Genomic DNA, 10,518 nt, shown 5'->3' with positions numbered 1-10,518 from the left:
TGGCAAGGCCTTCAGTTGGCTAAGGTATCAGCAATACACGCCCGTATCGTTTGGGGAAAAACGCGAACTGTCGCGCAGATTGTAATCTTCCGGATCGCCGTAATACGTGCAGCCGGCCACGGCTACGCCATCGCGCACCTGCCATGGTTGCTTGACTTCCTTGTCTGCCTTTTTCTCCGCCAGTTTGAAAGCAAACAGCTTGGTTTGATTCTGTTTTTGCATTGTCATCCTCTTGTCGTGGTTAAGTACCGCTTATTGAATATCCAGTGGCGCCGGTTTTTAAATGCCGGATTTTAAAATTCTTCATCGATAAAGAATCAGTTAATGTTGGTATTTATTATGAATGCCGCGCGCAGAAATATACTGCGTCGCAATTGGCGCCAATTTATCAAGTCGGGATTGGAATAAAACCCCGCCAGGGGCGAGGTTCCAGGGTGCTGTGAAGATCAGCAATACTGGCCGCTGTCGTTCGGCCTGAGACGCGAAGAGTCGCGATATTGATCATGGGTGCCGACGGCGGTGCAGCCAGCCACGGCGACGCCGTCGCGCACTTTCCAGGCAGTGGCGGGCGCCGCCTGTTTTTGTACCTGTTTTTCAGCCAGTTTGAACGCAAACAATTTGGTTTGATTTTGCATTGTACTATCCTCTTGTGATGGTTAAGTACGGCCTGCGCTGTATGCCATGGTATATGGCCATTCGATATTAGCGCCGAAATAAATAAGCGTCAATTGAAAATCAATCGTATTCGAGATTATCTTTTAGGAATACTCACAAAATATCACGCGGTCCATTTATATTATTGCAGTGCGATAAACAATAAGCATGGAATTTTAAATGAGCGGAAAGCCGTTTGATTATGGATGGCAAACGGATAGCCTAGGCGCGCGGCCACGCACTATAATGGCGCCTGGTGAATAGACGAGGCAGGAATCGCAGCATGGACAGGGCCATTACCGACAGCCTGCGTCAGCTGGCATACGCGCAGGCAGCGGCCTTCGTGCAGACGCTCGACGGGCGCGATCCTGTTGCGCTGCAACGCGACTGGGGGCTGTCGCCGGGCGTGGCCGACGAGATCATCGAAATGCTCGACAGCTATTTTGCGGCGGACCAGGCATTGTCACTGGCGCCGCTGGCGCAAGCCTTCGTGCCGGGCAAGGGCGGCCGTCTCCCCGTCGACGTGTATGCCACCGACGTCGGGTCGCTGGGCCTGGAATGCCGGCTGCTGGCCGATGGCAAGCCCGGCGAAGCGATCTTGCACCTGGAAATGTCTGGCCACGATGGCGCGCTGCGTCTCCATTACCGCTACATCGGATCCTGAAGAAACAATGACTGAACTGATCAGCGAAAAACAGCAGCGCATCTGCGACAAATTCGGCTTGCCGGCGCAAGCGCCCGAGCCCATGGTGGCCCTGGCCATCGGCAGCCTGGCGCAGTCGCCGATCTACGGCACACGCATCGAGTTGCCGGAAAACGGCACCATCAGCTGGTTCATCCACTGCGGCGAACACGACGACGCCAGCGGCTTTTACCAGCCCCTGCATGCGGAACACCTGCACGAGATGCTGCCGCAGGTGGTCGATTACCTGGCCTTGCCCAGCGGTGCCAGGTTCATTCTCGACCGCGAAGGGTACGAGGATGTGTGGCTGGACGAGTAACTTTCTGACTGGCAAGATTGTCGTTGACGTTGACAAATAGGTATGGGATGCTGCGGTTCCGTTTTCTCCTGCCGAAAGCCGCATCGTGAAGCCACGCCTCCCGTCCGTCCTGCTCGTCATGGCGCTTGCCGCCGTTCCCGCCAGCCATGCGCAGGCATCGCGTGCCGAACACGATATTGCCGCCTTCGTACGCAGCGAAATGCAGGAGCGCCAGATTCCAGGGCTGCAACTGGCCGTGATACAGCATGGCAAGGTTGTGCTGAAGCGCAACTTTGGCCTGGCCAGCCTGCAATACCAGGTGCCCGTGACGGACACGAGCCTGTTTTCCATCAATTCGGCAACGAAAGCGTTTGCGGGCGTGGCCGTGATGCAACTGGTGCAAGAGGGCAAGGTTGACCTGGCCGCACCGATTGGCCAGTACCTGACGGACTTGCCTGTCGCCTGGCGAGCCGTGACGGTGACGCAATTGCTCAACCATACCTCGGGCTTGCCCGACGTGCTGGACCAGCGCAGCGGCAAGCTGGTGGGGCCGCTGCCGGACGACGCCGATGCGGCGTGGACAGCCGTGCAGGCGCTGGCCGTGGAAGCCCCGCCAGGCCAGCGCTACCGCTACAACCAGACCAATTATGTGTTGCTGGCGCAATTGATCGAGCGGCTAGGCGGCCAGCCCTTTACTACTTTTATCCAGCGCCGGCAGTTTGACGTGGCCGGCATGCGGCACAGCGGCTTTGGCGACGCGAAGGACGTGGTTGCCAACAAGGCCAGTTCCTACGTGCTGGGCCGGGGCGGCAACGGCTACCGCAACGTGATCGAAGACTTTCCCGTATACATGCGCGCCGGGGCCGGCATCAACAGCAATGCGGGCGAACTGGCCAACTGGCTCATCGCGCTGCAGTCGGGACGCTTGCTGGCGCCCGCGGGATTGGAACGGCTGTGGCAGCCGACCAGCCTGAATGACGGCAAGCCGGCGCCGTGGGCGCTGGGCTGGCCCACCATCGGCCGCGATGGCCACCGCGCCGTGGCCGGCATCGGCGGTGGCCGTTCGGCCTTTTATGTGTATCCGAACGATGGTCTGGCCGTCATTATCCTCAGCAACCTGGCCGGCGGCCAGCCGGAACAGCTGATCGATACCGTCGCCGGCTTCTATCTTCCCGCCCTGCGCCAGCAGCGCGGCGGCGCGTATGCCGCGCACTTGCTGCGCAAGCAGGCGGCCAGCGCCGGTTTCGACGGGCTGGACAAGAAACTGGCGGCCATCCTGCGCCAGCACGGCTTGCCGGAACCCACGGAAGACGACCTGAATGCCTGGGGCTACCGCCTGCTGGGCCGGCAGCAGCCGAAACAGGCCGTGGCCGTCTTCCAGCTGGGTGTGCAACTGTACCCGCAAGGGGCGAATGGCCACGACAGCCTGGCCGAAGCCTGCGAGGCGGACGGCGCCAAGGCGCTGGCTGTCACGCATTACCGCCGTTCGCTGGAACTGGACCCGGGCAATGCGCACGCCGTGGCGCGCCTGCGCGTGCTGGGTGCCGATTAGCGGGCTGCCTGGCCGTGCTCTGACCCATGCATGGCCAGGTAAGCGGCCAGATTCTCATCGTCTATGCCGAGGGCGCGCAAGACTTCCCTGGTGAAGGTGACGGGCGCCGTGCCCGGTGCCGTGATGACCCGCTGGTCGCCCACGGCCCACGGCACGTCCTGGTACAGGGCCGCACCCGCATAGCCCGTATCCGTCAGGTTCTCGGCCGAATTCGAGGTGTGGCGCACGGTGTCGAGCACGCCCGCCTGCGCCAACACGCGCGTGCCGTCGCAAATGCCGGCCAGCACCACGCCCTTGTCGCGGGCCGCGCGCAGCAGCGGGCCCAGATCGGGCGCCTTACCGCTTTGCCAGAAGCTGCCGCCACACACCATCAGCAAGTCGAGTTCGTCGAGCACGATTTCTTCGAGCGCCAGTTGCGGCGTGACCAGCATGCCGCCGGACGAGGTGACGGGCAAGCCGCCCGGCGTGGCAAACTGCGTGTAAAAGCCGTAGTACAGGCGCGCCGTGGAATTGAGCAGGGCGGTTTCCCAATCGGCAAAGTTCTCGGTCAGAATGGTGATGGCACGTGTCATGAAAAGTCCTGTCTCAGGTGGAGATATCAATAGTACCGGCTTGCTAGCCAGCTGGTGCCGAAATCATAATAAAAAGTACTGACAATTTCTGTCAGGAGCGCGCAGGAAATGATGGCACAAGTTGATGGCACAAGTTGCAATGAAAAGGCCCGGCGCCGCCGCGGGAAGCGGCGGGGCCGGGCCCCTGTATTTGCTACGAGTTTGCTGCGGATTACTTCTCGGCGAACGCGCGCTCGACAACGAAGTCGCCAGGCGTCGAGGTATTGCCTTCCTTGAAGCCACGCGCTTCCAGCATTTCCTTCAGGTCGCGCAGCATGTCCGAGCTGCCGCAGATCATCACGCGGTCTTCGGCCGGGTTCAGCGCCGGCACGCCCAAGTCTTCGGCCAGCTTGCCGTTCTCGATCAGTTCGGTGATGCGGCCCATGTTGCGGAAGTCTTCGCGCGTCACGGTCGGGTAGTAGCGCAGCTTGTCGCTGACCATTTCGCCCAGGAACTCATGCTTCGGCAAATGCTCTTCCAGCAAGTCGTGGTAAGCCAGTTCATCGACCTGGCGCACGCCGTGCACGAGGATCAGCTGATCGAAACGCTCGTAGATGTCCGGATCGCGCACGATGCTGAGGAAAGGCGCCAGGCCCGTGCCCGTCGACAGCATGTACAGGCGCTTGCCTGGCAGCAGGTAATCGGACACCAGGGTGCCCGTCGGCTTGCGGCCGACGATGACGGTGTCGCCCACTTGCAAGTGCTGCAAACGCGACGTCAATGGGCCGCCCGGCACCTTGATGCTGAAAAATTCCAGATGGTCTTCGTAATTGGCGCTGGCGATACTGTAGGCACGCAGCAAAGGCTTGCCGTCGACGCGCAGGCCGATCATGGTGAAATGGCCATTCGAGAAACGCAGCGACGGGTCGCGCGTGGTGGTAAAGGAGAACAGGGTATCCGTCCAGTGGTGCACGCTTAATACGCGCTCTTCATTCATCGAACTCATAGTGTTTATTGGCTGGTCAAAAAAATGGTTAGTTGCTGGCAACTGCTGGCAAAAGTGAAACCCTGTGTAGGCCCAGACGCTATTGTACCGGCCTCCGCACGAAATTGTTACCGTCTATCGCCGCCATTGCTGCCGCACGCGGTGCCAACATTATAGTGCGAATGGCAAGGCGGGGCTGGAATTGGGCCGGAAACGGACCGTGGACCTGCGCTCTCTTGACCTGGCTCACTTTTTTGCCGGGGGCGTCAGGATGCGGAGCGGCGCTGCCAGAACGGCGCCTCCCGCCAGCGCTGCTCGGCGCCGTAAAAGCCGCGCCGCATCTGCAGATAGGTTTCAAACGCTGCGAAAACGCTGCGCCGGTAGCCCGCCGCCATGCCCCGGTCGCCGGCCAGAAACGCTTCCGCCACCCGCGCCGCATGGATGCCCGAGGCCATGGCCTGGCCGATGCCCAGCGACGAGATCGGGTCGAAGCAGGCGGCCGCGTCGCCCGCCGCCGTCCAGTTTTCATCGGCCGGCAGCGACGCCACCCGGCTGTGGATGGCGTAATGGCGCAGGGCGCTTGGCGCGGGCAGGCGTGCGAGGATATCGCCCACATGGCGCGTGCCCATGCCGGCCTCGCGCCAGGGCGCAGCTTCCTTCAGCCGCAGGCGCTTGAGGATGTCGGCATCCGTGATGAAGGCCAGCGCCACGCGCTCGCCAGGCAGGGGCGCCGCGTAATACCAGCCGTGCTGCGTGGTTTCCACCAGGGTGCGGTGCGGCAGGAATTGCGGCGCGTCCAGCTGATAATAGGCGTACAGCGCCACCAGCGAGTCTTCCGTGTGGATCGGGCGCTTGCGCTGGCGCACGATGGCCGCCTGCTTGCCGCTGCAATCGATCAGGTAGCGGGCCGTCAGGTCCGTTTCCTGCCCCTCGCTCGCCACGCGCAGACGCCACGGGTCGCCGTGTTCGAGCTGCACCAGTTGCGCAGGGCGCAACAAGTCCACGCCCGCCAGCCGCGCCTGCTCAAGCAGGATGGCGTCGTATTGCCTGCGGTCCAGGTGCAAGCCGTGGCCGTGGCTGCTGAAGATGGCGTCGCGCGACATCAGCTCCGCGCTGCCCCACGCGGCCGCGTGGGAAAACGCGGGCAGCTGGGCGCCGTCCAGCAGGTCGCGGCCCACGCCCAGGAAGTCCAGCATCGAAAAGATGGATGACGATACCGTTTCGCCAGCCCGGTAATCGTCGAACAGCTGCTTTTCCATCAAGGCGATGCGCAAGCCCGTGTAGCGGGCCAGGGTCAGGGCGGCGGCAGTGCCGGCGGCACCGCCGCCGACAATGACGACGTCGTAATCGCGCGATGACGACGTGTTTGGCGTGACACTCAATGGGAAAACCGGCGCCGGTTGGCAGGCTGGATTTTCTTCGGCGTGTCGTGCACGGCCACTTGCGCGCCGCCGGTGGCAAACAGCTGCGATGCCTTTTCGGGCGCCGTCTGCGGATCCTCGTCCTTGAGGAACCACGCGGGCAGGTAGTTGGAATCGTCGCCCGTGATGAAACTGCTGGCATTGCCGACCCCGACGCTGGCGGCCACGAACTTGGCGTGATTGCGCTCCTTCTCGACAAAGTACGGGTATTGGCGGCCCGATTCGGCATCCTGGTTCTGGTTCACGATGAAACCGAGGTAGTGCCAGGAGCTGATCATTTGCGAAAAACTGTTCATGCCGCGGCTGTACATCACCTGCATGCCGGCCGGCACGCCGGCAAGCGCCTGCTCTTCCTTGGTGGTGGCGCCGTTGATCACGTTCCACGGGCTTTGCGGCGGCCACCAGTAGGCGTAGTAGGTGGGCGGCACGGGGATGAGCGTGTCGGGATTCTTGACGAGGTCCGGATTGTCGAAGTTAATCATCTGCACGGAGCAGTCATAGAAGTCGGCCTGCCACGGGATGGCCATGCGCTTGGTCAGGTCGCCCGGTTCGCAGCCGGTGCCGACGGTCGGGGCGTTCCAGTCCAGCGGTTCGCACTCGTCGCGGCCCGCCGACAGGCCATTTTTTGCGTAGTCGGCATCCACGCGGTGCAGGATGGCGTACGGTTTCCCGTAGATGATGGGATTGCGCACGCTCCACGTCACTTCGATGCCAGGGCACATGGGTTCGCCCACGCAATTGCCGATGGCCGCCTGATCGAGCGGGTCGATGCCGGGCAGCGCCAGGCCCGGCGCATCGGCGGCGAACTTGCCGGCCGCCCATTGCTGCAAGGCAAAGTATTGCGTATCCGTCAGCACGGAAAATTTGCTGATGACGTTGTTGCGCACGGAATTGCTACCCGAATTCAAGGGCATCAGCGGTATGCCCGCGCCGGGGTTTTCCGTCGTGGCTTCGCTGAACAATTGTCCGCCCTGGCCACCGGTGAATCCCGGTGCCTGTTCTTCCGTGCCGGGCCGGATGGCCGACGGCTTCCTGAAATAGCTGAAGAATTTTTCGCGCTGCGGCCGGTTCGCTTCCGACGCATCGGCCACGTCAAAGTTGGGGCGGATGAAGGCCGTCATCGACGGCACCGTCGCCACCCACTGGTAATCGCCTATTCTGGCCAGAAATGGCTGGATGTCCTGCGCGTAATTGACGACATAGTCGGGATTCCAGCCCTCGCTGCCGCTCCAGCGGGCGGTGTCGTAGGCCTCGGGCAGCGCGTTCTTGTATTTGATGGCCATGTCGGCCACGACGTCATCCCAGGTGGAAATGTTCACCAGTTCTGGCGCGAACTTCGGCGAGCCGATGACCACCCACGCTTTCAGTTCCACGGACGGGCTGCCATCCGTAAAATGGATGGTCGCGCTGACGGGGCCATCGCCCACGTCGTCATTCCACGTGTCGCCGCCGCCAAAGCCCGTGATGCTTTCGGAGCCGCCGGCGCGGCCATAGGCGCCGATCACCAGCAGGTTGCCGCGCGAATCCGTGCGCATTTCACCGAGGGTGCGCACGGGATAGCCTTGCGTGATGGCCTGCGGATCGGGGAAGGAGACGTGCGCATAGGAACCGGCGCCATCCTTGTCGAAATGTGCCTTGCCCAGCGGCGCATCGAGTGTGCGCGGTCCCGGATCGACGATCAGTTTTTGCCGTGCCACATCTCCCTTGACGGTGTCATTGCGCAGATTGGTCCATGACGTGGGCGTCAGATTCCAGGCGGGCGGCGTATTTTCCCAGGTTTCATAGCTGTTGTATGGGCCGAACATCAAGTCGCCCAGCAGGGGAATGAAGTTCCACCACGCTGCCTTCTTGTTTGCCACGTGCACCGTCCACTCGATTTTGGCAATGCTCGGGTCTTGCAGGTCGACGAGGACTTTTTCGCCGGGACGTCCCGCCACCGTCTTGTAAATGCGGAAACTGGCTGCCTGGCGCCGCACGCGGCCGGCCGCATCCTTGAACTGGGCAACGTGGACCGGCTTGCCATCGACTACCTGCGGATCGTTATTGCTGTCGACTTCGATCGGCAGCCCGCCGATCGTTTCCGGCGCCAGATAAAACGAATCATGGCTGTTGCCCACGCGGGCAACGCCGATCGATGGGTGTATCGAATACTGTTCCGTGCTATTCATCAAGTTTTCCCCTGAAAGGTTGGCAATCCTGGTGGCATATCTGGCGGCGGCTACGGGGAAAGATACAGAGAAAAATTGACAAAAAAGTCACCCATTGTCACTGCTCGTCAATATATTCCGGCACTCTGATAGCGCTCAAGTCAACGATTCGGGAATTTCCTGGCAGGCGCAGGCGTAATGGAGCAGGGTACTGGCGCCTGAGCTTGTATGATGTTGCTAAAAAGAATTATCACCAATCCAAGCGGGCGACCGCCCGCCAGGATGCCTGTCCAGCAAAGGAAATCATGATGTATAAAACAGTGCGCGACTTGTTCCTGCATTTCAAGGAAGCCGTCCCATTCCGCCTCGTCCCCGCCCTGATCTGCACGGTCTTGCTGGTCAGCATGCTGTTGCTGCCGGCGCCCGATGGCTTGACGCCCAAGGCCTGGGGCCTGGTGGCGATTTTCCTCACCACGATTCTGGCGATCATCCTGAAAGTCATGCCGATCGGCGTGATGGCCATGATGGCCATCGTCATCGTTTCGCTGTCGCAAGTGACGTCGACCTCGTCCAAGGGCGCCATCACGGATGCGCTCAGCAGTTTTTCGAATCCCTTGATCTGGCTGATCGTCGTGGCGATTCTGATTTCGCGCGGCTTGAAAAAGACGGGGCTGGGCAGCCGCATCGGCCTGCTGTTCATTTCCTTGCTGGGCAAGCGCACCATGGGCATCGGCTATGGCCTGGCGATTTGCGAGCTGGTGCTGGCGCCCTTTACTCCCAGTAACACGGCGCGCGGCGGCGGCATCGTCCACCCCGTCATGAAATCGATCGCCAATGCCTTCGATTCGGACCCGGCCAAGGGCACGGAAAAGAAGGTGGGCACGTATCTGGCCCTCGTCAATTACCACGCCAATCCGATTACGTCGGCCATGTTCCTCACTGCCACGGCGCCGAACCCGCTCGTGGTCGACTTCGTGGCCAAGGCCAGCGGCCAGAGTTTTCACCTGACGTGGACCACCTGGGCCCTGTGCATGCTGCTGCCGGGCCTCGTCTGTCTGCTGGTGATGCCCCTGATTATTTACTGGCTGTCGCCGCCGGAACTCAAAGCCACGCCCGACGCCGTCACCTATGCCAAGGCGGAATTGAAAGGCATGGGCCCGCTGTCGCCGTCGGAAAAAGTCATGCTGGGCACCTTCGCCCTGTTGCTGCTGCTGTGGGCCAACGTGCCGGCCATGCTGTTCGGCCCCGCGTTTTCGCTCGATGCGACGGTGGTCGCCTTTGTCGGCTTGTTCGTGCTGATTATTACCGGCACCATCGACTGGGATGACGTCTTGTCGGAAAAGAGCGCCTGGGATACTTTGGTGTGGTTCGGCGCGCTCGTCATGATGGCCGAGCAGCTGAACAAGACGGGCGTGATCGCCTGGTTCTCGGCCGGCATGAAAGCGGCCATCGTCGCCAGCGGCATGGACTGGCTGCCGATCGCCGGCGTCCTGGTGCTGGTATTCGTTTTTTCGCATTACTTCTTCGCCAGCACGACGGCCCACATCAGCGCCATGCTGCTGGCCTTCCTGACGGTGGGCCTGCACCTGATCCCGGCCGAATACCACGTGCCGTTCATGCTCATGATGACGGCCGGCTCGGCCATCATGATGACCCTGACCCACTACGCGACGGGTACTTCACCCATCATCTTCGGCAGCGGTTTCGTGACGATGGGCAACTGGTGGCGGGTCGGCTTCATCATGTGCGTGATCGAATTGCTGATCTTTGCCGTCGTCGGCACGACGTGGTGGAAGGTACTGGGCTACTGGTAATACCAGCGGCCAGCAGTCAGCTGCCTCGTCACGGCAGCTGGCCGCGCACGACATGCAGCAGATATTCGCGCGCGGCGGCCCGTTCCATGCCTTTTTCCATCAGCGGCGGCAACAGGCGCTCAAACAACTGGCGCCGCTGCAGCGATGCCTCGGAGGTGTCGCGCCGGTCTGAAAAGAAATCCATCAGGGTCGAGCCGCACAGGCAGTTGCGGTAGACCTCGACGATGGCCACGTTGTTGTCGTCGAAGCTTTGTTTCAGCCCCGAGACATTCTGGCGCATCGATTGCGTCTGCAAAATGAACTCGTCGGCCGTGGCGAATTCGCGCCCGCAACAGGCGCAATGCTTGGGGAAGGCGGCTTCGGCCAGCGCCCGCAAGCCTTCGAAGAACAGCTGGTCCTGCATGGCGGCTCCTG

The 10,518-nt window shown here is 61.5% G+C and carries 11 protein-coding genes; 4 read left to right on the top strand and 7 right to left on the bottom strand.

Annotation, left to right across the window (positions count from 1 at the left end; genetic code table 11):
* Window positions 1–27: 27 nt before the first annotated feature.
* Entirely contained in the window at window positions 28–222 is a 195-nt protein-coding gene (locus tag AC4BCN_RS15845) for a hypothetical protein (RefSeq protein ID WP_490491190.1), read from the bottom strand.
* 224 nt (window positions 223–446) lie between these two features.
* On the bottom strand, window positions 447–635 hold the full coding sequence (locus AC4BCN_RS15840) for a hypothetical protein (RefSeq protein WP_034748143.1): 189 nt from the start codon (window positions 633–635) through the stop codon (window positions 447–449).
* Window positions 636–937: 302 nt separating this feature from the next.
* On the opposite strand from AC4BCN_RS15840, the gene AC4BCN_RS15835 reads away from it, so the two are divergent.
* The 3 genes from AC4BCN_RS15835 to AC4BCN_RS15825 all read left to right on the top strand — a co-directional run bounded on the left by AC4BCN_RS15835 (window position 938) and on the right by AC4BCN_RS15825 (window position 3,186).
* Window positions 938–1,318, top strand: coding sequence for a hypothetical protein (locus AC4BCN_RS15835; protein ID WP_490491189.1), 381 nt, complete (start codon window positions 938–940; stop codon window positions 1,316–1,318).
* A 7-nt stretch (window positions 1,319–1,325) separates the two neighbouring features.
* Window positions 1,326–1,655, top strand: coding sequence for an immunity protein Imm33 domain-containing protein (locus tag AC4BCN_RS15830; RefSeq protein WP_490491188.1), 330 nt, complete (start codon window positions 1,326–1,328; stop codon window positions 1,653–1,655).
* A gap of 85 nt (window positions 1,656–1,740) precedes the next feature.
* Complete coding sequence (locus AC4BCN_RS15825) at window positions 1,741–3,186, top strand: serine hydrolase domain-containing protein (RefSeq protein WP_490491187.1); 1,446 nt, start codon at window positions 1,741–1,743, stop codon at window positions 3,184–3,186.
* On the opposite strand, the gene AC4BCN_RS15820 is transcribed toward AC4BCN_RS15825, so the two are convergent.
* The 4 genes from AC4BCN_RS15820 to lodA form a co-directional block, all read right to left on the bottom strand.
* Window positions 3,183–3,758, bottom strand: coding sequence for a type 1 glutamine amidotransferase family protein (locus AC4BCN_RS15820; RefSeq protein ID WP_128141450.1), 576 nt, complete (start codon window positions 3,756–3,758; stop codon window positions 3,183–3,185). The genes AC4BCN_RS15825 and AC4BCN_RS15820 overlap by 4 nt on opposite strands.
* A 211-nt stretch (window positions 3,759–3,969) precedes the next feature.
* Window positions 3,970–4,743 carry a ferredoxin--NADP reductase gene (locus AC4BCN_RS15815; protein WP_034748152.1) on the bottom strand — a complete coding sequence of 258 codons (774 nt, stop codon included), beginning with the start codon at window positions 4,741–4,743 and terminating at the stop codon, window positions 3,970–3,972.
* 245 nt (window positions 4,744–4,988) lie between these two features.
* Window positions 4,989–6,104, bottom strand: coding sequence for a tryptophan 7-halogenase (locus AC4BCN_RS15810; protein ID WP_490491186.1), 1,116 nt, complete (start codon window positions 6,102–6,104; stop codon window positions 4,989–4,991).
* Window positions 6,101–8,311 (bottom strand): CTQ-dependent lysine 6-oxidase LodA, encoded by a 2,211-nt coding sequence (lodA, locus tag AC4BCN_RS15805; RefSeq protein ID WP_490491185.1) that lies wholly within the window; start codon window positions 8,309–8,311, stop codon window positions 6,101–6,103. The genes AC4BCN_RS15810 and lodA overlap by 4 nt, the downstream gene beginning before the upstream one ends.
* Before the next feature lie 287 nt (window positions 8,312–8,598).
* Between lodA and AC4BCN_RS15800 the strand changes: the two genes are divergently transcribed.
* Window positions 8,599–10,104 (top strand): anion permease, encoded by a 1,506-nt coding sequence (locus AC4BCN_RS15800; RefSeq protein ID WP_485883332.1) that lies wholly within the window; start codon window positions 8,599–8,601, stop codon window positions 10,102–10,104.
* Between the two features lie 28 nt (window positions 10,105–10,132).
* Here AC4BCN_RS15800 and AC4BCN_RS15795 read toward each other — a convergent pair whose 3' ends face one another.
* Window positions 10,133–10,507 (bottom strand): hypothetical protein, encoded by a 375-nt coding sequence (locus tag AC4BCN_RS15795; RefSeq protein ID WP_485882759.1) that lies wholly within the window; start codon window positions 10,505–10,507, stop codon window positions 10,133–10,135.
* Window positions 10,508–10,518: the final 11 nt, after the last annotated feature.

Source organism: Janthinobacterium sp. Bl 1, from assembly GCF_058215535.1.
This window is presented reverse-complemented; position numbering and strand designations above follow the sequence as displayed.

Coding starts and splice junctions, on each gene's coding strand:
- AC4BCN_RS15845 (WP_490491190.1), bottom strand. CDS start 222: ATGCAAAAACAGAATCAAACCAAGCTGTTTGCTTTCAAACTGGCGGAG.
- AC4BCN_RS15840 (WP_034748143.1), bottom strand. CDS start 635: ATGCAAAATCAAACCAAATTGTTTGCGTTCAAACTGGCTGAAAAACAG.
- AC4BCN_RS15835 (WP_490491189.1), top strand. CDS start 938: ATGGACAGGGCCATTACCGACAGCCTGCGTCAGCTGGCATACGCGCAG.
- AC4BCN_RS15830 (WP_490491188.1), top strand. CDS start 1,326: ATGACTGAACTGATCAGCGAAAAACAGCAGCGCATCTGCGACAAATTC.
- AC4BCN_RS15820 (WP_128141450.1), bottom strand. CDS start 3,758: ATGACACGTGCCATCACCATTCTGACCGAGAACTTTGCCGATTGGGAA.
- AC4BCN_RS15815 (WP_034748152.1), bottom strand. CDS start 4,743: ATGAGTTCGATGAATGAAGAGCGCGTATTAAGCGTGCACCACTGGACG.
- lodA (WP_490491185.1), bottom strand. CDS start 8,311: ATGAATAGCACGGAACAGTATTCGATACACCCATCGATCGGCGTTGCC.
- AC4BCN_RS15800 (WP_485883332.1), top strand. CDS start 8,599: ATGTATAAAACAGTGCGCGACTTGTTCCTGCATTTCAAGGAAGCCGTC.
- AC4BCN_RS15795 (WP_485882759.1), bottom strand. CDS start 10,507: ATGCAGGACCAGCTGTTCTTCGAAGGCTTGCGGGCGCTGGCCGAAGCC.